Here is a 23,041-nt window from a genome sequence, read left to right as displayed (position 1 = left end):
CGTTGTCAGTAGAATAAGCGCACTAACATATTGAGCAGCTTCGGCTGCTCTTTTGCTTTATGAGAGAACACCCATGACCGCCGCCCATACCCGCATCCTCGAACTGCGCGCTGAACTGGATCAGCACAACTACCGCTACCACGTCCTCGACGAGCCGAGCATTCCGGACGTCGAGTACGACCGCTTGTTCCATGAGCTCAAGGCCCTGGAGGCCGAGCATCCGGAGCTGGTGACGCGTGATTCACCGACGCAGCGGGTCGGCAGTGCGGCGCTGTCGGCGTTCACCCAAGTCAGGCATGAGATCCCGATGCTCAGCCTGGGCAACGCCTTCGATGAAGCGACCATGCTCGAATTCGATCGACGGGTGACCGAGGGCCTGGACCTGCCGGCCGGTGACCTGTTCGCCAGCGTCGAATACAGCTGCGAGCCGAAGCTGGACGGCCTGGCGGTCAGCCTGCTGTATCAGGATGGCGAGTTGGTCCGCGGCGCGACCCGAGGCGATGGCACCACCGGCGAAGACATCAGCGTCAATGTGCGCACCGTGCGTAACATCCCGTTGAAGCTGCACGGCAGCGGCTGGCCGGCCACCCTGGAGGTGCGCGGTGAAGTGTTCATGTCCAAGGCCGGGTTCGAACGCCTGAACGCCTCGCAACTGGAGGTTGGCGGCAAAACCTTCGCCAACCCGCGCAATGCGGCCGCCGGCAGCCTGCGCCAACTGGATTCGAAGATCACCGCCAGCCGCCCGCTGGAATTCTGCTGCTATGGCATCGGCCAAGTGACGGCGGATATCAGTGACACCCATATCGGTAACCTCAAGCAGTTGCAGAAGTGGGGCATGCCGATCAGTCATGAACTGAAACTGGCCAAGGGCATTCAGGAATGCCTGGACTACTACCGCGACATCGGCGCGCGGCGCAACAGCCTGTCGTATGAAATCGACGGCGTGGTGTTCAAGGTCAACAGCATCGCCTCCCAGCGTGAACTGGGCTTCCGCGCCCGCGAGCCGCGCTGGGCCATTGCGCATAAATTCCCGGCCATGGAAGAGCTGACCGAGTTGCTCGACGTGGAATTCCAGGTCGGCCGCACCGGTGCCGTCACGCCCGTGGCGCGTTTGAAGCCGGTCAAGGTCGCGGGCGTGACCGTGTCCAACGCCACCCTGCACAACATGGACGAAGTGGCGCGCCTGGGCCTGATGATCGGCGACACGGTGATCATCCGCCGCGCTGGGGATGTGATCCCGCAGGTGGTGTCGGTGGTGGCCGAGCGTCGCCCGGAGCACGCCCGCGCCGTGCAGATCCCCGAGCACTGCCCGGTATGCGGCTCCCATGTGGAGCGCACGCAGCTGGTCAAGCGCAGCAAGGGCAAGGAAACCGTCAGCGAAGGCGCGGTGTACCGCTGCGTCGGGCGCCTGGCCTGTGGCGCGCAGCTCAAGCAGGCGATCATTCATTTCGTCTCGCGCCGCGCCATGGACATCGACGGCCTGGGCGACAAGACCATCGAGCAACTGGTGGATGAAAAACTCATCGGCTCGCCCGCCGACCTCTACAAGCTCAAGTACGAGCAGATCATCGACCTGGAGGGTTTCGCCGATATTTCCAGCAAGAAGCTGATCGCCGCCATCGAAAACAGCAAGACGCCGACCCTGGCGCGGTTTATCTACGCCCTGGGTATTCCCGATGTGGGCGAGGAGACCGCCAAGGTGCTGGCGCGCTCCCTGGCCTCCCTCGAGCGCGTGCAGAAGGCGTTGCCGGAGGTACTCACGTACTTGCCGGACGTGGGCCTGGAAGTGGCGTACGAGATCCATAGCTTCTTTGAAGACAGCCATAACCAGGACGTGATCGGCGCGCTGCTCTCGCCCGATGAATGCGCCCTGCAATTGCAGGAGCAGGGCGACCTGAGCGCCGAATTCGCCGCCAGCACCACTCTGGGCGGTCTGCTCGACAAGCTGCACGTGCCCTCTGTGGGGCCGGGCGCGGCGCAGAAACTGGCGGACAAGTTCGGCAGCCTCGAAGGCGTGATCAAGGCCGACTGGCTGGACATGCGCCAGGCCCTGCCCGAGAAGCAGGCCAAGGCCGTACGTGAGTTCTTCGACAATCCGGACAATGCCCGCCGTGCCCTGGCCATCGAGCAGCAGCTCAAAGACTTCGGCATGCACTGGCAGAGCGAGAAAAAGGTCGTCGAAGGCCTGCCGGAAGCCGGGCATACCTGGGTGCTCACCGGCTCCCTGGAGTTGATGAGCCGCGACGTGGCCAAGGACAAGCTGGAAAGCCTCGGCGCCAAGGTGGCCGGTTCCGTTTCGGCCAAGACCCATTGCGTGGTGGCCGGGCCCGGCGCTGGTTCCAAGTTGGCCAAAGCCAGCGAACTGGGGCTTAAAGTGCTGGACGAGGAGGCCTTCGTCGCGTTCCTGGCCAAGCACAACATACCCGTATGACGATCGTTCCCACGCTCCGCGTGGGAATGCCACCCCGGACGCTCCGCGTCTGCTCTTCCAAGGCATGACGCAGAGCGTCACCGTATGCATTCCCACGCGGAGCGTGGGAACGATCCTGCGAGGGAAATGATCTAGTCTCAGTCAGCCCCCAGGGAAAGATCGCCATGTTCCGCTACTTCGACCAGCTCAGCTCGCGTATCGCTGCACCGTTCATGGCCGGATCTTCGCGTAACAGCAAGGTATGGCAATGCCGCTGCGGCCAGTCGTTGTTCTTTCGCAACAGCCAGTGCCTGGCCTGCTCGGCGCTGCTGGGCTATCACCCTTGGCAAAGTCGCCTGTCCTCACTGCAGCCCGGCCCCGCAGTCGACACCTGGCTGATGGACGACAACCTCGACGCCGGCGCCTTTCGTCGTTGCGCCAACCTCGAGACCCCGGCCGCCTGCAACTGGCTGGTCCCGGCGCACAGCACCTTTCCCTTATGCGTGGCCTGTAGCCTGAACCGCACCATCCCCGACTTGTCCGTGCCGGAAAATCCCGAACGCTGGCGCAAGGTGGAAACCGCCAAGCGTCGATTAGTGGCGCAACTGATCAGCCTGGGCCTGCAGGTGGTGCCCAAACGCGTCGACGAAGACACCGGCCTGGCGTTCGACTTCGTCGGCGTCGACCTGCAAGGCAATGCGCCCACCACCGGTCACGCCAACGGCCTGATCACCCTCGATATCAAGGAAGCCGACGACGCCCATCGGGAAAAGATCCGCGTGCAGATGCGCGAGCCCTACCGCACGTTGCTCGGGCACTTTCGCCATGAGGTCGGCCATTATTACTGGGATCGCCTGATCGCAGGCAGCCACTGGCTTGAGCCGTTTCGCAGGCTGTTCGGCGACGAACGCGCCAGTTATGCCGATGCGCTCGACCAGCACTACCAGAACGGGCCACGTCCGGACTGGCAGCAAAACTGCGTCAGCGCCTACGCGACCATGCATCCTTGGGAAGATTGGGCCGAAACCTGGGCGCATTACCTGCACATGATGGACGCGGTCGACACCGCCTTGGGCTTCGGCATGAGCGCCCGCGAGATGGACCTGGATTACCAACCGTTTCCCCTGACCACGCTGTACGACCCCGAGCACCCTGGCGGTGCGGCGTTCCTCTCCTTCGTCAACGCCTGGATCGAACTGGCCGGCATGCTCAACGAATTGTCGCGCAGCATGGGCCAGCCGGACTTTTACCCCTTCGTGCTGCCGCCAGCGGTAATCGCCAAGCTGCACTTCATCCACCTGGTGATCCAGGAAGAGGGCGGCCGGGCGGATGAGGTCCTGCAGGCACAATGATCAGCCATTGTGGGAGGGGGCTTGCTCCCGATGACGGAGTGTCAGTCTACTCATCAGTGGCTGACCCACCGCCATCGGGAGCAAGCCCCCTCCCACATTGGATAGCAGTGTGGTTGACGGCCATGGCAAGTACTTGAAGCTTCTCATTTTTTACGGTTGTAACTTCCGATCAGATCGGTACAATGGCCCCGCTTGCCGAGAGGCGAGCGTCGTTATGGTGACCCCATCGGTCCCCCCGCAACGATTACCCGTGAACCTGGTCAGAGCCGGAAGGCAGCAGCCACAGCGGGAACATTGTGTGCCGGGGTGTGGCTGGTGGGGTTGCCTCCATAACGCTCCTTCCTGTAGTACCTTTCTCTGAATCCATATCCCCAGCCAATCATCTGTGACGCTTGTTGCACAGTTCATGACGGCCATTTCACCGCGAGTGGCATACTCCCAAGCGTTTCTCCCCTGGCTATGAGGCTGTATGCATTCGGAACATTTTGATCTATCCAGCCCTGTATTCCTGCCGATCACGGATGAAACCTGTGCGGGTTTGTTGGGCGCCGACGCTGCTAATGCGCTCGTAGCCCTGAGCGAGCCAGAGCTGGCAGCAGTGCTGGTGATCCAGAATCTGGCGCAAATGCCGGAAAACGAATTGAGCGCGGTGGGCGCTGAACGGGTGTTGGCCAAGCTCATCGGCTGGGCGGTGGATGCCAGGCATTCAGCCACTGTCAGCTTGCTGTCGGAAGCGCAACGGCTGTTCGATCCACGCAAGCTGTACTTCGGCCTGAATGTGGTCAAGAGCCTGAAGTTACGTTTTCTGCTGGCCGATGAAGTCCTGGCGCGAACCTACCTGTTGCCCGACGGAAAATGGGACGTTGAATACAAAGTTCGTCACCTCAAGGCCAACAACCCGTTCCGCCAGCAGATGGTCACGCCCAGGCACCGCGAGCGCTGGTTGAGTGCCGAGCAGGACAAGCTGGTCAGGACCTTTCGCGCCAACCTGAACGAAGACCTGCACGTCCAGGGGTACGCCGGCATTGGCAAGAGTCACCTGCTGGTGGCGCTGATGGAGCACTTACGCCCCGAAAAGACCCTGCTGCTGGCACGTACACCGGCCAAGCTCGAAACCCTGCGCGCACGCATGGTGGGTACGCGGGAGCGAAAGGCCGGGCATACCTTCCAGGCGTTCGCGCATGCCTTGTTGCATGGCCCCAGGCCACAGCCGGTGAATGCGCAAGTGCGCGTCCCAAGCAAACAGGCACTGGCCCAGCAACTGAACATCTTCGGTTTTCGTCGCCTGGAAGGGCAGGCGGTGCTGGATGTGTGCCTCAAGGTGCTTGAAAGCTACTGCCGCTCCTGGGATTACAGCCTGTCGGCCAAGCATCTTCCGCATTTCAAGCAACCGTTGTCCTCTGTCGATGCCCAGGCGTTGGTCGAATATTCCAGCCGGTTATGGGGCTACCTGGAGGCGAATGCGGCCTGGAGCAGCCACACCGGGTTCGAAGCATTGCTGATGATCAAGCGCGCAAGCCTGGCGGGCAGTGTTGTGCCTGACCGCTATACCCATGTGCTGATTGACGAGAGCCAGGACATTCCGGCGCCCTTGCTGCAAATCATCGAACGCGGTCGCCAGGTGCTGATTACCCTGGGCGATGAGTATCAACAGGCCAGCGGGGTGATGGTCAAACGCGCCCGTGAGGTTCGCCACACGCAGGTGAGCTACTCCGTGCGTTCCGGGCGCAATGTCGAGCGTCTGGTCAATCCGCTGATCAGCCAGCATTCGGAGAAAAGCAAGGTGCTCTTCGAGGGCGCGCGGGACGCTGACGTCAGTATCGAGCTGTATCCCCAGGGCTTTGTACCGCCACCCGGCTGCGTGGTGCTGACCGCGTCCCACTGGGACACCATGAAATGGCTCATCCAACTGAGCGAAGAGCGCTGTGCCTGTGCCTTTCCCAGCAACGAAGCGCAGCAGGACCTCAAGCACTTCATGGACACCGTCATCGCGCTGTTCAAGCCAGAGTTTTATGGCAGCGAGCACAGTGACCGCGGGCCCCATCCGTTTTTCAGCGATCTGGCCGACTGGCAGCAAGTGCGCGACGCGTGCCGGTTCGATGAGGCATTCCTGTGGGTCGAGGCCGAGCTGGAAAAAGGCTTCAACGTTGCCGACGTGACCCGCTTGAGCAGGCTCAGCGGCCATCCGGGCGAGCGCTGTTTATTGATGCTGGCCCACGACGCTGGCGGCATGGAATTCGATCGGGTGTTGCTCACGCCTGAGCTGTTGACCAATGTGAAATTCAAGGACGCCTATGCGTTCGATCAGCGCCTGTGCGCGGTGTATATCGCCATTTCCCGGGCCACAACGCAGCTTTATCTGCCCTATGACGTGGTCGAGTGGATCGACTACCACCAGTACCAGAAGACCCGTGACGTGCATGGCTACTGAGTGATTTACCCTGGCTGATTCACAACTTTCAAAACCCCCTATGGACAACCCCAAACCACCTTGTTAGCGTGCGCCGGCCGCTTGTTTCAGCGTATGACGACGGCACGGATTTGATATTGAAGTGCTATCGCTTCTTTAACTCACAAGGATGTCTGTCATGAAAAGCCTGCAAGGGTTGCCTCGTCTTATCAGTGCCTCGGTCGGCGCGCCCGGTAAAGCTCGCAACTTGCCTGCCGATGTTCAGTGCATCCAGTATTTATTCAACCTGATCATCCCCAAAATGGGTTTCCCCCTGCCCGAAAACGGCAAATGCGACGGCCAGTTGGTGCAGTGCATCAGCCAGTACCAGTTCCGTCATCTCAAATATGCCCACCCCGATGGCGTCATCGACCCCACCGGGCGCACGTTCAACAGCTTGATCGAAGAGGCGGTGAAGGTGCCGCTGCAGGCCTTCCCGACCACGCGTATTCCGAGCTTTCTCAACGCCTTCGGCAATAACAATGCCGACGCGGTGCAGGCCACGGTCAATGTCTATCTCAACCAGGTGCGCGTGGTGATCGAGGCCGAACGGCGTAACCGGCAGCTGATGATGCAGGCCACCTGCGACGGCGGCACGACGCTGAGCGAAACGGACTTCCAGAACGCTGCCAAGCAGCTGGGCAATGGGATCTCGGTGAATGTCATCAAGGCATTCGCCACCGTGGAGTCGGGTGGGAAGGTGGGCTTCGGACCGGCCAAGTTGCCGATCATCGCCTTCGAAGGCCATCAATTTCGCAAATACACCAAGCACATCTACGATCAGGCGCACCCGCTGCTGTCGTACATCTACAAGAAAAAAGCCGGCCCGCAGTGGCAGGCCAACAACAAGGATCAGGTCAAGGCCTGGGAAACCATGGCCACTGCGTTTGCGCTGGACCAGGAAGCAGCGTTGCTGTCGGCCTCGTGGGGCATGTTCCAGATCATGGGGTTCAATTTTGCGTCGTGCGGGTTCAAGACGGTATTTGAGTTCGTGGCGTCAATGAAAGTGAATGCCGGCAATCAGCTCAAGGCCTACCTGGCCCTTTGCGGCAAAAATACCGCGTTGATGAGTGCGATGAAAAACAAGGACTTTACCGCCATGGCCCGCAACTATAACGGTGAGGACTATGGCAATTACGACGTGCTGATGAAGCAGGCCTACGACGTACTGGAAGGGAAGAAATAAGATGATTCGTTTTCTGGCGGTAGGTGTGTTGTCGCTGTGCGCCGTGGTGCCGGCCCTGGCAGGCTCGGCCGCGTTGCATTCGGGCAAGTACGAAGGGCTGATGCTGGCAGTGACGCCGCAGCAGCAGGTCGAAGGGTTCTACTCGGAAAGCCTGGGCGAGGGCGTGACGCGGGGCTGCAGGTTTTTTCTGCAGGGCACGCCCGCGGCGCTGACCACCTGGCTCGATGTGGCGTATCCCGGCAGCGTGGCGGCGGCGTCCGACGGCGTGACCCTGACCGTTGAGCAAGGCCGTCAGCACCCTGGTTGCATCAATGTGTTGATGCCAGAGATTGCGACGGGCCTGGAGCTGAGCCAGACCGCCAGGAAAAAATGGATCGGCCTGGTGACGGTGTCGGCCGACAAGGCTTACCTGTTGAAAGCCCCCGGTGCCAAAGCCGCCAAGCGACCCTACATCGTCAAGAATGATGTGGTGGGGGTGCTGGCCTTCAAGGACGGCTGGGCGCAGGTCGAGTTCATCAATGCCGATGACCGTTCGTTCACGGGCTGGATCAGCCAGGAGCAGTACGCACGCTTGGTGGCGCCGAAGATTTAAACCTGTGGGAGGCGACTTTATGAGCGTGCCGGATGCAATTTCCCCCCTGCTCCGCTAGCATTACCGGCTTCCGCTTCCCAGTTGCGACGGTTTTCGATGAGTTATCAGGTTCTTGCACGTAAATGGCGCCCGCGCTCGTTCCGCGAAATGGTCGGCCAGACCCATGTGCTCAAGGCTCTGATCAATGCCTTGGACAGCCAGCGGCTCCACCACGCCTACCTGTTCACCGGTACGCGCGGGGTGGGCAAGACCACGATTGCGCGCATCATCGCCAAATGCCTGAATTGTGAAACCGGTATCACATCGACCCCTTGCGGCACCTGTTCGGTGTGCCGCGAGATCGACGAAGGGCGTTTCGTCGACCTGATCGAGATCGACGCCGCGAGCCGCACCAAGGTCGAAGACACCCGCGAGCTGCTCGACAACGTGCAGTACGCGCCGAGCCGTGGCCGCTTCAAGGTCTACCTGATCGACGAAGTGCACATGCTGTCCAGCCATTCCTTCAACGCGCTGTTGAAAACCCTGGAAGAGCCGCCGCCCTACGTCAAATTCATCCTGGCCACCACCGACCCGCAGAAACTTCCTGCGACGATTTTGTCGCGGTGCCTGCAGTTCTCCCTGAAGAACATGACCCCTGAGCGGGTGGTCGAGCATTTGACCCATGTGCTGGGCGTCGAGAATGTACCGTTCGAAGACGACGCGCTGTGGCTGCTTGGCCGCGCTGCCGATGGCTCGATGCGTGATGCCATGAGCCTCACCGACCAGGCCATCGCCTTCGGAGAAGGCAAGGTCCTGGCCGCCGATGTGCGCGCCATGCTCGGCACGCTCGACCACGGCCAGGTGTTCGACGTGCTGCACGCGCTGATCGAGGGCGACGCCAAGGCGTTGCTCGAAGCCGTGCGCCACTTGTCCGAGCAAGGCCCGGACTGGAACGGCGTGCTCTCGGAAATCCTCAATGTGCTGCACCGCGTCGCCATCGCCCAGGCATTGCCTGAGGGGGTCGACAACGGCCATGGCGACCGCGACCGCGTGTTGGCGCTGGCCCAGGCGCTGCCGGCCGAAGATGTGCAGTTCTATTACCAGATGGGCCTGATCGGCCGCCGTGATCTGCCCCTGGCGCCGGACCCGCGCGGTGGCTTTGAGATGGTGCTGCTGCGGATGCTGGCCTTCCGGCCCGCCGACTCGGCGGATGCGCCGAGACAGCCGCTAAAGCCAGTGGGGATCAGCCAGGCCACAGTTGATTCCGCCAAACCAGTGGCTGGCGCGGCGGTGGTTGCGCCAGTAGTGGCTGCGCCCGCAGCGGTTCCCGAGCCTGTGGTGGCCGCCCCGGTGGCCGCGCCAGAACCGGTTATCGAGCCGGAGCCGGAGCCGGAGCCTGAGCCGCAAGTCGCCCCGGTGGTGGATCTGCCCTGGAATGACCCGGTTGAAGCGCCCGTCGAGCCGGAGCTACAGCCCGCCGTGGAGCCGGTGCTGGACACCACCGGCGAGCAGCCGGAGTTGACCCCCATGCCCACGCCGACCCCGGACAGCGTGGTGCCGGATGCGCCGGAGTGGGTATCCGCGCCTGTGCCCGAACCGACTGTCGCCCAGGTCGAGGCGGCCACTCCCGGTATCGACCTCGACGATGAACCGCCGCTGGACGAAGACTACATCGAGCCGGACATGGATTCGGCCTACAGCTACCTGGACGAACTTGCCAGCGAACATACCGCCGAGCCGGCCCCCGAGCCGGAGGCGGAGCCTGCCGCCGCCCCGGCCACTGGCCTGGCCCTGCAATGGCTGGAATTGTTTCCAAAATTGCCGATCTCCGGCATGACTGCCAGTATCGCCGCCAACTGCACGTTGATTACCATCGACGGCGACCACTGGCTGCTGCACCTGGACCCGGCCCACAGTGCCTTGTTCAATGCCACTCAGCAGCGCCGGCTCAACGACGCGCTCAACCAGTACCATGGGCGCACGCTGACCATCGCTATCGAGTTGATCAAGCCCGAGCAGGAAACCCCGGCCCAGGCTGCGACGCGTCGGCGCCTGAACCGCCAGCGCGACGCCGAGGCGTCGATCCAGGCTGATCCGCTTATCCAACAAATGATGCAACAGTTCGGTGCGGTCGTCCGTCACGATACTATTGAACCTGTCGAAGCCCCGGCGCCCCAGGCGTCATGAACCGGGCGACTAATTTGATCCACGTACTTTTGAGGTGATTCCCATGATGAAAGGTGGCATGGCCGGCCTGATGAAGCAGGCGCAGCAGATGCAGGAAAAGATGGCCAAGATGCAGGAAGAACTGGCCAACGCCGAAGTCACCGGTAAAGCCGGTGGCGATATGGTCAGCGTGGTGATGACCGGTCGTCACGACATCAAGCGCGTCAGCATCGACCCCAGCCTGCTCGAGGGCGTCAGCGATGACGACCGCGAAGTGCTGGAAGACTTGTTCGCCGCTGCCGTCAACGACGCCGTGCGCAAGATCGAAGCCAACAGCCAGGAAAAAATGGGCGGCGTGACCGCTGGCATGCAACTGCCACCGGGTATGAAGCTGCCGTTCTGATTGACCGGCTTTGCGCTGCACCCGAATGCCAGGCCTCGTGCCTGGCATTTTTGTATGTGCCTATTGGATCTGAACCCTGGCGCAACAATCAGGGTCTGCACCCTATACGCATGCATTCGCTAAGGAGCCCCTGATGCCTCAAGAACCGACGCTCAACCAACGCATCGTCCTGGTTTCACGCCCTCAAGGCGCGCCAACCCCGGAAAATTTCCGCCTCGAACGGGTAACCCTGCCAGAGCTGGAGGACGGCCAGGTGCTACTCAAGACGCTCTACCTGTCCCTGGACCCCTACATGCGCGGCCGCATGAGCGACGCGCCGTCCTACGCCGCGCCGGTGGAAATCGACGAGGTGATGACCGGTGGCGCTGTCAGCCGCATCGAGCAATCACGCCATCCGAAATTCGAAGTGGGCGACCTGGTCGTGGGCTCCACCGGCTGGCAAAGCCACAGCATCAGCGATGGTCGCAACCTGATGCCGGTGCCCAATGGCTTGGCGAGCCCGTCGATGGCCCTGGGTGTGCTGGGCATGCCAGGCATGACTGCCTACATGGGCCTGATGGACATCGGCCAGCCCAAGGCCGGTGAAACCCTGGTCGTGGCGGCTGCCTCCGGTGCGGTGGGCTCGGTGGTGGGCCAGGTCGCCAAGCTCAAGGGTTTGCGCGTAGTGGGGGTTGCTGGCGGTGTGGACAAGTGCCGCTACGTGGTGGATGAGCTGGGCTTTGATGCCTGTATCGACCACAAGGGCGCAGATTTCGCCAACGAGCTGGCGCAGGCTTGTTCCAACGGCGTGGACATCTACTATGAAAACGTCGGTGGCAAGGTGTTCGATGCCGTGCTGCCGCTGCTCAACCCCAAGGCACGGATTCCGCTCTGCGGGCTGATCGCCGGGTATAACGCCCATGAAGCGCCAAGCGGGCCGGATCGCCTGCCGGCGCTGCAACGCACCTTGCTGACCAAGCGTGTGCGCATCCAGGGCTTTATCGTGTTTGACGACTACGGTGATCGCCAACCCGAGTTCCTGAGCGCCATGGCGCCTTGGGTGCGCGATGGCAAGATCAAGTTCCGCGAAGACGTGGTCGACGGCCTGGAGCAGGCACCTGAAGCCTTTATCGGTTTGCTCGAGGGACGCAACTTCGGCAAGTTGGTGGTGCGCGTCGCACAGGATTGAGCATTTGACGCTAATCCGAGGCGCGGGTATAAACCGCGTCTCGTTGTTTTGTCGGACCCTTCGCCCATGAGCTTCAGCCCCCTGATTCGCCAACTGATCGACGCCCTGCGTACTTTGCCGGGCGTCGGCCAGAAAACCGCCCAGCGCATGGCGCTGCAACTGCTGGAGCGCGATCGCAGCGGCGGCACCCGTTTGGCCCAGGCCCTGAGCCAGGCCATGGAAGGCGTAGGCCACTGTCGCCAATGCCGCACCCTGACCGAAGAAGAACTCTGCCCGCAATGCGCCGACCCCCGTCGCGACGACACGCTGCTGTGCGTAGTGGAAGGGCCGATGGATGTGTACGCGGTGGAGCAAACCGGTTACCGCGGGCGTTATTTCGTGCTCAAAGGCCATTTGTCGCCGCTCGATGGCCTGGGGCCGGAAGCCATCGGCATCCCGCAACTGGTGGCGCGGATTGAAGAGCAGGGCACCTTCAGCGAAGTCATCCTGGCAACCAATCCGACGGTGGAGGGCGAAGCCACGGCGCATTACATCGCCCAATTGCTGAGCAACAAAGGGTTGATCACCTCGCGTATCGCCCATGGTGTGCCCCTGGGTGGCGAACTTGAACTGGTCGACGGCGGCACCTTGGCGCACTCCTTCGCCGGCCGTAAGCCGATCGCACTCTAACGACCACTGCAAATACCCAATGTGGGAGGGGGCTTGCTCCCGATGGGGCCAGTCAGGGCACTACTTATCGCTCGGTCAGGGCAAACTGCGTCAGGCAAAACGTCGGGATGCCCATGTCTTCCAAGCGCTGCGACCCACCCAGCTCCGGCAAATCGATGATCGCCGCCGCTTCAAAGATTTTTGCGCCCATGCGCCGCACCAGATTCGCCGCAGCAATCAGGGTGCCGCCCGTGGCGATCAAGTCATCGAACATCAGCACCGAGTCACCCTCGCACAGGCTGTCGGCGTGCACTTCAAGGAAGGCTTCGCCATATTCGGTCTGGTAACCCTCAGCCAGGACGTCGGCCGGCAGCTTGCCTTGCTTGCGGAACAGGATCAGTGGCTTGTTGAGCTGATAGGCGATGATCGAGCCGATCAGGAAGCCGCGCGCATCCATCGCGCCGATATGGCTGAAATCGGCTTCGACATAGCGTTGGGCAAAGCTGTCGGCGACCAGGCGCAGGGCACGGGGTGATTGGAACAATGGCGTGATGTCACGGAAGATTACCCCAGGCTTGGGGAAGTCGATGACGGGGCGGATCAGGGATTTGATGTCGAACGAATCGAAAGTCATCGTCGAAGAGTCCTGGGCGGAAAACGGACTCGAAGTATACCTGCGGCCTCGCGGGTTCGCTTGGCCGCAGACCCTGGATCACATTTCCAGGGAACCGCCGGCCAGCGCGCACAGCTGGATGGGGTCGAGGATGTGCACTTCCTTGCCCTCGGCGGCAATCAGCGCGTTCTGCTGGAAGCGGGTAAATACGCGGGACACGGTTTCCACCGCGAGGCCCAGATAATTGCCAATTTCATTGCGCGACATGCTCAGGCGGAACTGGTTGGCGGAAAACCCACGGGCGCGGAAACGCGCCGACAGGTTGACCAGGAACGTCGCGATGCGCTCGTCGGCGGTTTTTTTCGACAACAGCAGCATCATCTGTTGATCGTCACGGATCTCGCGGCTCATCACGCGCATTAACTGACGGCGCAATTGCGGCAGCTGCAAGGCCAGTTCATCCAGGCGCTCGAAGGGGATTTCACACACCGACGTAGTCTCCAACGCCTGGGCCGACACCGGATGAATCTCAGTGTCCATCCCCGACAGCCCGACCAGTTCGCTGGGCAAGTGGAAACCGGTGATTTGCTCTTCGCCACCGTCGCTGAGGCTGAACGTCTTCAACGCCCCGGAACGTACTGCGTAGACCGAGTCGAACTTGTCGCCCTGGCGAAACAGAAACTCGCCTTTTTTCAGTGGGCGGCCGCGTTTAACGATGTCGTCCAGCGCATCCATGTCTTCCAGATTCAATGAAAGTGGCAGGCAGAGGGGGGCCAGGCTGCAATCCTTGCAGTGGGCCTGGCCGTGAGCGCGCTGTTTGACTGGCTCGGACATTTCTTAAATCCTTGTGGGAAAACACACATAAGACGTAAGGGTAACGCACTGGAGGGCAACGAGGCCAGCGCCAACGAGAAACCGCCGGCGGTCTAAAGATTCTGCGCGTGAGGTCGATACAGGGGCACATCCATTAGACGGAACTCGGATCATGTCTGTTATCAGTGCCTATAACCCTGCTGTCCGCGTCCCGTTTGTGCCTGATGCAAAGGCGGCGAGCGAGGCCGACGAGAAGGTACCGGCGATTGAAGAAAAAACCACGCCAACCAAAGTGGTTGAAGGTGTGACCGTGACTATTTCCGCTGCTGCCTTCCAGGCTGCAGGCGCGGCCAAGAGCAGCAATTCGGACATCGATGACAGCGGCCTGGACGACAACGTCAAGCAGGTACTGAAAATGATCCGCCAGTTGAAGCAACAGATTGCCGAAAAACAAGCCGAGCTGGCGGCGGTAGCCGCCGCCAATAACCTGTCCCCTGAGGAGGCTCGCGCCCGTACCAGCGCGCTGCAGAGCGAGATCAGTTCGCTGCAGGCGGGCCTGATGTCCGCTCAGACGTCGCTGGCCAAGTCGATGAAAGGCATGAGTGCCGAGGACTCGATGAAAGCCGCCTCGCTGTCGATGTAATCAGATCACCCGCGAGAACCGCTGCCGGTTCTGGTGCTCGAGGTATGCATCGAACACCATGCACACCGAGCGCACCAGCAGGCGCCCGGCCGGCAGCACGCGGATGCCCCGGGCATCCAGCTCGATCAAGCCGTCTGCGGCCATTATCTGTAACTGCGGCCACAGCTCAGCGAAATAGCCGCGAAAATCGATATTGAACCTCTGCTCGATGCCCGCGAATTCCAGGCTGAAATGGCAGATCAACTGCTGGATCACGTCCCGCCGCAGACGGTCGTCGGTGGTACAGATCAGGCCGCGACTGGTGGCCAGTTGCGCACCGGCCAAGGCGTTCTGGTACTGGTTGAGGTCGCTGCTGTTCTGGCAATACAGGTCGCCGATCTGGCTGATCGCTGAAACCCCCAACCCAATCAAATCGCAGTGCCCGTGGGTGGTGTAGCCCTGGAAATTGCGTTGCAGCGTGCCCTCTTCCTGGGCGATGGCCAGTTCGTCATCCGGCAGCGCAAAATGATCCATGCCGATGTAGCGATAACCCGCCTGGGTCAACTGCTCGATGGTGGTTTGCAGCATCAGTAATTTTTCTGCCGGCGAGGGCAGGTCTTCGGTATGGATCCGCCGCTGCGGCATGAAGCGTTCCGGCAAATGCGCGTAGTTGAACACCGACAGACGGTCCGGTTGCAGGCCGATGACTTCCTCCACGGTGCGCGCAAAATTGAGTGGCGACTGCTTGGGCAGGCCGTAGATCAGGTCGATATTGATCGAGCGAAATTGCAGGGTACGCGCCGCGTCGATCACCGCGCGGGTTTCTTCCAGGCTCTGCAGGCGATTGACCGCCCGTTGCACCTCGGGGTCGAGGTCTTGCAGGCCGACGCTGACGCGGTTGAAGCCCAGTTCACGGAGCAGGCCCATGGTTGCCCAATCGGCTTCGCGAGGGTCGATTTCGATACCGTAGTCGCCCGAATCGTCCTCCAGCAGATTGAAGTGCTGGCGCAGGTGGGTCATCACCTGGCGCAGCTCGTCATGGCTGAGAAAGGTCGGCGTGCCGCCGCCCAGATGCAGTTGCTCCACCGGCTGTTTCGGGTCGAGGTGGCAGGCCACCTGCTGGATCTCTTGCATCAGGCGTTGCAGGTAGGCCTGGGCGCGACCACGGTCCTTGGTGATCACCTTGTTGCAGGCGCAGTAGTAGCAAATGTTGGCGCAGAACGGCACGTGCACATACAGCGATAACGGCCGTATGGCCTTGCGACTGTCGCGCAGCGCATGGAGCAGGTCGAAGGAGCCGACCTGGCTGTCGAATTGTACGGCGGTGGGGTAGGACGTGTAGCGCGGCCCCGCCAGGTCGTAGCGGTGAATCAGATCTGTGTCCCAACGAATGGCGTCGAGCATGCGCGCGGTCCCCCGGATTGGCTAGTCGGCCGAGTCTAGGGGCAGGGTGGGAAGGGCATGTTGATTTGCATCAACGGGGAGCGGCGCTATGCCACAGGCGTGTCAGTGCCCCATCAGCCAGTGCTGGTGCGGCCCAGGCAAGGTCCAGAGGCCGAACAGCACCACCAGCACACCACCGGCCATGCGCACGCTGCGCTTGCGCAATAGCGCGGTGACACGTTCGGCGGCCAGCCCGGTCGCCAGCAACACCGGCCAGGTGCCCAGGCCGAACGCCAGCATCAGCAACGCGCTGTCCAGCGCATTGCCCTGGCTGGCGGCCCACAGCAAGGTGCTGTAGACCAACCCGCACGGCAACCAGCCCCACAGCGCGCCCAGCAGTAATGCGCGAGGCAGGCTTGAGACCGGCAGCAAGCGGTTGGCAACCGGCTGGATATGCCGCCACAGGCCGCGACCGAGGCGTTCGATGCGGGTCAGGCCGCTCCACCAGCCGGCCAGGTACAGGCCCATGCTGATCAGCAGCAACCCTGCGAGCACGCGCAGCAACATCGCCCCCGGGCTGTTGGCCACGGCCCAGCCGGCGAGGCCGATCAGCAACCCCGCCGCGGCATAACTGAGGATGCGCCCCAGGTTGTAGGCCAGCAGCAGGCGAAACCTTCGGCTGCGCTGCTCCGGGGGAATGGCCAGGGTCAGCGCCCCCATCAAGCCGCCGCACATGCCCAGGCAATGCCCACCGCCGAGCAGGCCGAGGATCAGCGCAGAAACCAGCAAAGGCGCCAGTTCAAGCATGGGGCGGCTCTTTGGGCGGCTGCTCGGTGCGGTTGGCTTCGTCGACGGCGGCCAGGTGATTCGGGTCCTGATCGTCGAACAGCACGCTGTGGGCCGGGCCGTCGAGGTCTTCGTACTGGCCGCTGTCCACGGCCCAGAAGAAGATGTAGATGGCCACGCCCACTAACAGCAGCGCCGCCGGAATCATCACGTATAGAGCTGGCATCTGCACTCCATGCCCGCGCGGCTCAAGCCGGCAGCGGGCGGTTTATCAAGGGGGCACTGGCGGCCTGCGCGCTGGGCAGGCGCGTCAGGCGCAGGGCATTGAGCACCACCGTCAACGAACTGAGGGACATGCCGATGGCCGCCCAGATGGGGGTGATCCACCCCAGCGCCGCGAACGGCAGCATCAGGCCATTATACAGCCCGGCCCACAGCAGGTTTTCGATGATCACCCGGCGTGTGCGTCGCGCCAAGGTAAAAGCCTGCACCAACGCCTCCAGGCGGTTGGACAACAGCACCGCGTCGGCGCTGGTTTTTGCCAGGTCGGTAGCCGAACCCATCGCCACGCTGATATCCGCAGCGGCCAGGACCGGCACATCGTTGACACCGTCGCCGAGCATCAGCACCTTGCGGCCTTCCCGGTGCAGGCGTTGCAGCACTTGCAGCTTGTCGTCGGGGCGCAGGCCGCCGTGGGCTTCATCAATGCCCAACTCGGCGGCGACACTGGCGACCATCGGCGAGCTGTCCCCCGACAGTAGCAGCGTGCGCCAGCCGCGCGCCTTGCACGCGGCAAGCAGGGCGGGTGCATCGCTGCGCAGGCGGTCGTCGAGCACGAACCAGGCGAGCGCGCCGCGTTGATCCCCCAACAGCAGCCATTGCCCGGCTTCGTCCGGTGAGGTTGGGATGGGGGCGCCACTGAGTTCACAGACAAAAGCGGCTTGGCCGATGCGCATCAGGCGTTCGCCCACGCGGCCTTCCAGGCCCAGGCCGGGGCTGCTCAAGACGTCATCGGCAGCCAGCGGGGCACGGCCAAAGGCGCGGGCAATCGGGTGTTCGGAGCGGTTTTCCAGCGCGGCGGCGAGTCCCAGGCACTGTTCGCTGTCCAGCTCGCCCAGGGGCCGGATGGCTCTTAACGCGAGGCGCCCTTCGGTGAGCGTGCCGGTCTTGTCGAAAATCACCGTGTCGATCTGGTTGAGCCCTTCCAGCACATGGCCACGGGTCAGCAGCAAGCCAAGGGTGTGCAGCGTGCCGGTGGCGGCGGTGAGGGCGGTGGGGGTGGCCAGGGACAACGCGCACGGGCAGGTCGCGACCAGCATGGCCAATACAATCCAGAACGCCCTGGAGGCATCGAGCTGCCACCACACCAGGCCGATTACCGCAGCCGCCAGCAGGGAACCCAGCAGAAACCACTGTGCGGCGCGGTCGGCGATTTGCGCCAGGCGCGGTTTTTCGGCCTGGGCACGCTCCAGCAGGCGCACGATGGCCGACAGGCGTGTGTCGTGGCCCAAGGCGCGCACCTGCACGGTCAGCGCGCCTTCGACGTTGAGCGTGCCGGCGGTGACGGCATCGCCGACCTGCCGGGGCTGCGGCAGATATTCGCCGGTAAGCAGGGATTCGTCGACGCTGGATTGGCCTTCGAGAATCACGCCATCCGCTGGCAGCACCGCGCCAGGGTGGACCAGCACCCGATCATCCAAGGTCAGTTCGCCGAGCAGGATGCGTTCGCTTTGCCCGTCTGCGGTCAGGCGCAGGCACGAGGCGGGCAGCAGGTTGACCAACTGCGCGGTGGCGGCGGCGGTGCGTTCGCGGGCACGTCGCTCCAGGTAGCGGCCGGCCAGCAGGAACAGCGCGAACATGCCGACCGCATCGAAGTACAACTCGCCCACGCCGGTGATCGCGGTCCAGATGCCCGCCAGATAAGCCCCGCCAATGGCCAGGGACACCGACACGTCCATGGTCAGGTGGCGCGTGCGCAGGTCGCGCAGCGCCCCTTTGAAAAATGGCGCACAGCTGTAGAACACGATGGGGGTCGTCAGAAACATCGCGACCCAGCGCAGGATGACATGCAACTCGGGGCTGAGGTCGATATTGAATTCAGGCCAGGTGGCCATGGTCGCCATCATGGCCTGGAACCACAGTAAACCGGCAACGCCGAGTTGGCGCAGGGCCAGGCGATTCTCGCCGGCCAGTTGTTCGGCGGCACGGTCCGCTTGATAGGGATGGGCGGCATAGCCGATATGGCGCAGCTCACTGAGCACCTGGCTCAACGGTAACTGCCCGTCGGCCCAGCGCACGTGCAGGCGGTGGTTGGACAGGTTCAGCCGCGCTTCGGCCACGGCGGGCAGGCTGCGCAGGTGTTTCTCGATCAACCAGCCACACGCCGCGCAGCTGATGCCTTCCATGAGCAGGGTGGCTTCGGCGAATTCGCCGGTGTGGCGTACGAAAGGCTTTTGCACATCGGCGCGATCGTACAGCGCCAGTTCATCGACCAGTTGCACTGGCAGCGCTTCGGGGTTGGCCGAGGCTTCGCTGCGGTGCCGGTAATAGCTTTCCAGCCCGCCCGCCACAATCGCCTCCGCCACCGCCTGGCAACCCGGGCAGCACAGTTCGCGGCGCTCGCCGAGGATTTGTGTGGTGAACCGGCTGCCGGAGGGGACGGGCAGGGCGCAGTGGTAGCAGGGGGTGATCATGGTTCGGGATCTTTGGTGGCTGAAAGGGCCTCATCGCGGGCAAGCCCACTCCCACAGGGATACGCGTTCCAATGTGGGAGTGGGCTTGCCCGCGATGCGCGAAGCGCGATCTTTTACTTCTTCAGGTCTTCGGCACCCTGCAACGGCTCATCGCCGAGCAGCAAGTCTGTGTCGTGGCTGACCTCTTCTTCTTCGAACAGGCGCCAGGTCTTGTCGCCTTCCACGCCGAGCAGTTCCACGAAGCGGCGCCCTTCGACCTTGTCGGTGACCTGGCCGATGTAGCGGCCCGGTTCGCTGGCGCTGCGGGTCAGGTTGATCTTGCGATCCTTCGCCGGCTGGGTCGGGGAGATCAGGTTCAGCTCCAGGGTGTTGGGGTTGCTGTAGCCGGTGAGGTGCAGATCGACTTCACCGGTCAGCGCGTCCAGGTGCAGCTTGCCGCGCAGTTGCAGGGTCTGGGCCAGGCGTTCGCGGTCCAGGGAGCGGTTGATGCCTTTGCCGGCCTCGTAATAGTTGTCGTTGACCAGGTTGTCCGGGTGGTTCACCGCGATGGTCACCATGGACAAGGTCAGGGTCACTGAGCAGGCGAGGATCGCGATGATGATCCAGGGCCAGAGGTGCTTGTACCAAGGGCTTGCGGCAGTGGTTACGGGCATTCTTGTGTTCCCTGTCTAACGAACTTGTGGGCCGATGAATCGGCTCTTGGCTTCAATGCGGACACTGTTGTCGTCGGCGTCCTCGAGGATGAACGTTACCTCGTTGGTGCTTGACGGCAACTGCTCGGGCGCACTCGACAATTCTACCGGCATGCTGACGATGTCGCCGGCGGCCACCTTGATTTCGCGTCGGCCTTGCAGCTTGAGGTCGGGCAGGCCGGCGGCGTCGAGCACGTAAGTGTGGTCGCGCTGATCCTTGTTCATGATCTTCAGGCTGTAGACGTTTTCGATGCGCCCTTCGGCGTTTTCGCGGTACAGCACGCGGTCCTTGCTCACGTCGAAGCCCACCAGCGAACGCATGAAGAACGCGGCCACCAGCAGGCTGATCATCGCCAGCAACACCAAGGCGTAACCGATCAGGCGCGGGCGCAACTTATGGGTTTTCTGTCCGGACAGATTGTGCTCGGTGGTGTAGCTGATCAGGCCGCGTGGGTACTCCATCTTGTCCATGATGTTGTCGCAGGCGTCGATGCAGGCAGCGCAGCCGATGCACTCGATCTGCAGGCCGTCGCGGATGTCGATGCCGGTGGGGCACACCTGCACGCACATCGTGCAGTCGATGCAATCGCCCAGGCCCTGGGCCTTGTAGTCGACCCCCTTCTTGCGCGGGCCACGCACTTCGCCACGGCGTGGGTCGTAGGAAACGATCAGCGTGTCCTTGTCGAACATCACGCTCTGGAACCGCGCATAGGGGCACATGTAGATGCACACCTGTTCGCGCAGCCAGCCGGCGTTGCCGTAGGTGGCGAGAGTGAAGAAACCCACCCAGAAATACGACCAGCCGTCGGCCTGGCCGGTGAAAAAGTCCAATACCAGTTCGCGGATCGGCGAGAAGTAGCCGACAAAGGTCAGGCCGGTGACAAAACCGATCAGCAGCCACAGCGTGTGCTTGCTGAGTTTGCGCAGGAACTTGTTGGCGCCCATGGGCGCCTTGTCCAGCTTGATGCGCTGGTTGCGATCGCCTTCGGTAACCTTTTCGCACCACATGAAGATCCACGTCCACACGCTTTGCGGGCAGGTATAGCCGCACCAGACGCGGCCGGCGTAAACCGTGATGAAGAACAGGCCAAACGCCGCGACGATGAGGATGCCCGACAGCAGGATGAAATCCTGCGGCCAGAAGGTTGCGCCAAAAATAAAGAACTTACGCTCCGGCAGGTTCCACCACACCGCCTGGTGACCGGCCCAGTTCAGCCACACCGTGCCGAAGTACAGCAGGAACAGGCCGGCACCGCCGAGCATGCGCAGATTGCGGAACAGCCCGGTGAAGGCGCGGGTGTAGATTTTCTCTCGTGACGCATAGAGATCGACGGTTTTGGCAGGCGGGGTAACGTCGTGTACCGGTATCTGGTTGCTCATCATTGCATCCCACGGCGGTGGAGATTTGCCTCGGCCAGTACATGCCAACCGGGGTCAAATTAAGGGTGCTGCAGTGGCCTCATGATACGCCCCCGGTGGTGCGTGAAGGGTGCGACCTTTGGTCGCGTTGGGGGAAATCAATTGATGGTGTACGTGATCTGGATCAATTGACTTGTGAAGTATGGTTGGTTTTGTGATTGCGGTGGGGTGGAGGGCCCTGATGCTGTTCAGTTAAGTAACTCTTTATTTGAAATCACTGCCTGGAAGAGTTCAGTCCTGGAGCGGCCTATGGATGATAGTTGCGCGATCAGGGCTGAATTCGATGCGCTCTTCAGGCATTTGAAGCATTTCAACAATGTCTGAATGATTGGGCTTGAGCGTTTCTTTCGGATCTTTTTGCTGGGAGCTTTCTGGGGGATTGTTCATGTTTGAGTCTCAATGAAAGTGCCGAAGTCCAAACTAAATGACTGTCTCTTAAGGTGCAATGAACAAAAATGGCCCTTTCAGTTTTCGCTGAAAGGGCCTTTTTCACTACCTCTTCGTTATGGCTCCTCAGCCTTCTTATCCCCATGGGACAAGCTGTACACATACGCCGCCAACAAGTGCACCTTGTCATTGCCCTGCAGTTGTTCCTGCGCCGGCATCTGGCCCTGACGGCCATAGCGAATGGTCTGCTGCAGTTGGGCGAAGCTCGAACCGTAGATGAACGCACCCGGATGAGTCAGGTCCGGTGCGCCCATGGCCGGGGTGCCTTTACCGGCCGGGCCGTGGCAGGCCACGCAGTTGGCGGCGAAGAGTTTCGCGCCGTTGGCGACGTCGGCCTTGGCGCCTTCCGGCAGCTTGCGGCCGTCGAGGTTGGTCACCACGAACGCCGCTACGTCGGCCACGCCTTGCTCGCCGATCACTTCGGCCCAGCCTGGCATCACCGCATGGCGGCCCTGCATGATGGTTTGCTTGATGGTCGCCGCGTCGCCGCCCCAGCGCCAGTCGGCGTCGGTCAGGTTGGGAAAACCGTAGGCGCCCTTGGCGTCGGAACCGTGGCACACCGAGCAGTTGGAGGCGAACAGACGTCCTCCCATCTTCAGGGCCTGCGGGTCCTTGGCCACTTCTTCAATCGGCATCGAGGCGAATTTGGCGAAGATCGGCCCGAATTTGGCCTCCGACCTGGCCATTTCCTTTTCCCATTCGTGCACGCCGGTCCAGCCGGTCTGGCCGTTGGCGAACGCGGTTTGCTTGTCGTTGTCGAGGTAGTTGTAACCCGGCAGCAGGCCTTTCCAGTTGCCCAGGCCAGGGTACAGCGCCAGGTAGCCGAGGGCGAAGATGATGGTGCCGACGAACAGCATGAACCACCATTTGGGCAGCGGGTTGTCGTATTCTTCGATGCCGTCGAACGAGTGGCCGACGGTCTCGTCCGTCTGTTCGGCGCGCTGGCCCTTGCGGGTCGACAGCAGCAGCCAGGTCAGGGCGAAGATGGTACCCAGACTGAGGACTGTGACGTACAGGCTCCAGAACGTAGTCATTCTTTGTTACTCCTAGACGCTTGCTCGACGTGCTTGATGGCTTCCGGGTCATCCGCAAAAGGCAGCATGGTCGCGTCGTCGAATTCCGATTTGCGCCGTGGGCTGAACACCCACAGCGCCAGGCCGATAAAGGCCACCATCACCACGACGGTGCCCAGGCCACGAATCATTCCGATATCCATGCCG

General features: G+C 62.1%; 21 protein-coding genes and 1 other RNA gene. 11 read left to right on the top strand and 11 right to left on the bottom strand.

Annotation, left to right across the window (positions count from 1 at the left end):
- The first annotated feature begins 73 nt into the window (after positions 1-73).
- The 10 genes from ligA to recR all read left to right on the top strand — a co-directional run bounded on the left by ligA (position 74) and on the right by recR (position 12,374).
- Positions 74-2,431, top strand: a complete 2,358-nt coding sequence (ligA, locus tag C4J92_RS19195; RefSeq protein WP_124404939.1) for an NAD-dependent DNA ligase LigA — start codon at positions 74-76, stop codon at positions 2,429-2,431.
- Positions 2,432-2,595: 164 nt separating this feature from the next.
- Complete coding sequence (locus C4J92_RS19190) at positions 2,596-3,762, top strand: putative zinc-binding metallopeptidase (protein WP_124404938.1); 1,167 nt, start codon at positions 2,596-2,598, stop codon at positions 3,760-3,762.
- A 224-nt stretch (positions 3,763-3,986) separates the two neighbouring features.
- An RNA gene (gene ffs / locus C4J92_RS19185) (signal recognition particle sRNA small type) lies at positions 3,987-4,083 on the top strand.
- A gap of 148 nt (positions 4,084-4,231) precedes the next feature.
- A complete protein-coding gene (locus tag C4J92_RS19180; protein WP_124404937.1) occupies positions 4,232-6,193 on the top strand; it encodes a hypothetical protein in 1,962 nt (653 codons plus the stop codon).
- A gap of 157 nt (positions 6,194-6,350) precedes the next feature.
- A complete protein-coding gene (locus tag C4J92_RS19175; protein WP_124404936.1) occupies positions 6,351-7,397 on the top strand; it encodes an N-acetylmuramidase family protein in 1,047 nt (348 codons plus the stop codon).
- 1 nt (position 7,398) lies between these two features.
- The gene (locus C4J92_RS19170) at positions 7,399-7,989 is read left to right on the top strand and encodes a hypothetical protein (protein WP_124404935.1); all 591 of its coding nucleotides are present in this window, start codon (positions 7,399-7,401) and stop codon (positions 7,987-7,989) included.
- 96 nt (positions 7,990-8,085) lie between these two features.
- A complete protein-coding gene (gene dnaX / locus C4J92_RS19165; RefSeq protein WP_124404934.1) occupies positions 8,086-10,155 on the top strand; it encodes a DNA polymerase III subunit gamma/tau in 2,070 nt (689 codons plus the stop codon).
- Positions 10,156-10,198: 43 nt separating this feature from the next.
- Positions 10,199-10,537 carry a YbaB/EbfC family nucleoid-associated protein gene (locus C4J92_RS19160; protein WP_124363899.1) on the top strand — a complete coding sequence of 113 codons (339 nt, stop codon included), beginning with the start codon at positions 10,199-10,201 and terminating at the stop codon, positions 10,535-10,537.
- Positions 10,538-10,670: 133 nt separating this feature from the next.
- Positions 10,671-11,705, top strand: coding sequence for an NADP-dependent oxidoreductase (locus C4J92_RS19155; RefSeq protein WP_124404933.1), 1,035 nt, complete (start codon positions 10,671-10,673; stop codon positions 11,703-11,705).
- 66 nt (positions 11,706-11,771) lie between these two features.
- Positions 11,772-12,374, top strand: coding sequence for a recombination mediator RecR (gene recR / locus C4J92_RS19150; protein WP_042945124.1), 603 nt, complete (start codon positions 11,772-11,774; stop codon positions 12,372-12,374).
- A gap of 64 nt (positions 12,375-12,438) precedes the next feature.
- Here recR and C4J92_RS19145 read toward each other — a convergent pair whose 3' ends face one another.
- Positions 12,439-12,987: an adenine phosphoribosyltransferase gene (locus C4J92_RS19145; protein ID WP_124363896.1), complete on the bottom strand. Its 549-nt coding sequence runs from the start codon at positions 12,985-12,987 to the stop codon at positions 12,439-12,441.
- 78 nt (positions 12,988-13,065) lie between these two features.
- The gene (gene fnr, locus C4J92_RS19140) at positions 13,066-13,800 is read right to left on the bottom strand and encodes a fumarate/nitrate reduction transcriptional regulator Fnr (protein ID WP_124363895.1); all 735 of its coding nucleotides are present in this window, start codon (positions 13,798-13,800) and stop codon (positions 13,066-13,068) included.
- 151 nt (positions 13,801-13,951) lie between these two features.
- Here fnr and C4J92_RS19135 point away from each other — a divergent pair, with 151 nt between their 5' ends.
- Positions 13,952-14,422: a hypothetical protein gene (locus C4J92_RS19135; protein ID WP_124371494.1), complete on the top strand. Its 471-nt coding sequence runs from the start codon at positions 13,952-13,954 to the stop codon at positions 14,420-14,422.
- Here the strand turns inward: C4J92_RS19135 and hemN are convergent, their stop codons facing one another.
- The 9 genes from hemN to C4J92_RS19090 all read right to left on the bottom strand — a co-directional run bounded on the left by hemN (position 14,423) and on the right by C4J92_RS19090 (position 23,037).
- Positions 14,423-15,805 (bottom strand): oxygen-independent coproporphyrinogen III oxidase, encoded by a 1,383-nt coding sequence (gene hemN, locus C4J92_RS19130; RefSeq protein ID WP_124371493.1) that lies wholly within the window; start codon positions 15,803-15,805, stop codon positions 14,423-14,425.
- A gap of 102 nt (positions 15,806-15,907) precedes the next feature.
- Positions 15,908-16,591: a sulfite exporter TauE/SafE family protein gene (locus tag C4J92_RS19125; protein WP_124404932.1), complete on the bottom strand. Its 684-nt coding sequence runs from the start codon at positions 16,589-16,591 to the stop codon at positions 15,908-15,910.
- Positions 16,584-16,796 carry a cbb3-type cytochrome oxidase assembly protein CcoS gene (gene ccoS / locus C4J92_RS19120; RefSeq protein ID WP_124367928.1) on the bottom strand — a complete coding sequence of 71 codons (213 nt, stop codon included), beginning with the start codon at positions 16,794-16,796 and terminating at the stop codon, positions 16,584-16,586. Before ccoS ends, C4J92_RS19125 begins: the two co-directional genes overlap by 8 nt.
- A gap of 22 nt (positions 16,797-16,818) precedes the next feature.
- Complete coding sequence (locus tag C4J92_RS19115; protein ID WP_124404931.1) at positions 16,819-19,263, bottom strand: heavy metal translocating P-type ATPase; 2,445 nt, start codon at positions 19,261-19,263, stop codon at positions 16,819-16,821.
- A 113-nt stretch (positions 19,264-19,376) separates the two neighbouring features.
- Complete coding sequence (locus tag C4J92_RS19105; RefSeq protein WP_124371490.1) at positions 19,377-19,916, bottom strand: FixH family protein; 540 nt, start codon at positions 19,914-19,916, stop codon at positions 19,377-19,379.
- A gap of 15 nt (positions 19,917-19,931) precedes the next feature.
- Positions 19,932-21,335: a cytochrome c oxidase accessory protein CcoG gene (gene ccoG, locus C4J92_RS19100; RefSeq protein ID WP_124404930.1), complete on the bottom strand. Its 1,404-nt coding sequence runs from the start codon at positions 21,333-21,335 to the stop codon at positions 19,932-19,934.
- Between the two features lie 270 nt (positions 21,336-21,605).
- On the bottom strand, positions 21,606-21,761 hold the full coding sequence (locus tag C4J92_RS27010; RefSeq protein ID WP_164487545.1) for a hypothetical protein: 156 nt from the start codon (positions 21,759-21,761) through the stop codon (positions 21,606-21,608).
- A gap of 116 nt (positions 21,762-21,877) precedes the next feature.
- Positions 21,878-22,855: a cytochrome-c oxidase, cbb3-type subunit III gene (ccoP, locus tag C4J92_RS19095; RefSeq protein ID WP_124404929.1), complete on the bottom strand. Its 978-nt coding sequence runs from the start codon at positions 22,853-22,855 to the stop codon at positions 21,878-21,880.
- On the bottom strand, positions 22,852-23,037 hold the full coding sequence (locus tag C4J92_RS19090) for a CcoQ/FixQ family Cbb3-type cytochrome c oxidase assembly chaperone (RefSeq protein ID WP_003193169.1): 186 nt from the start codon (positions 23,035-23,037) through the stop codon (positions 22,852-22,854). Before C4J92_RS19090 ends, ccoP begins: the two co-directional genes overlap by 4 nt.
- Positions 23,038-23,041: the final 4 nt, after the last annotated feature.

Source organism: Pseudomonas sp. R3-18-08, assembly GCF_003852065.1.
Taxonomy (GTDB): domain Bacteria; phylum Pseudomonadota; class Gammaproteobacteria; order Pseudomonadales; family Pseudomonadaceae; genus Aquipseudomonas.
Note: the sequence above shows the minus strand (reverse complement) of the source record. Positions and strands in the feature narration are given on the sequence as shown.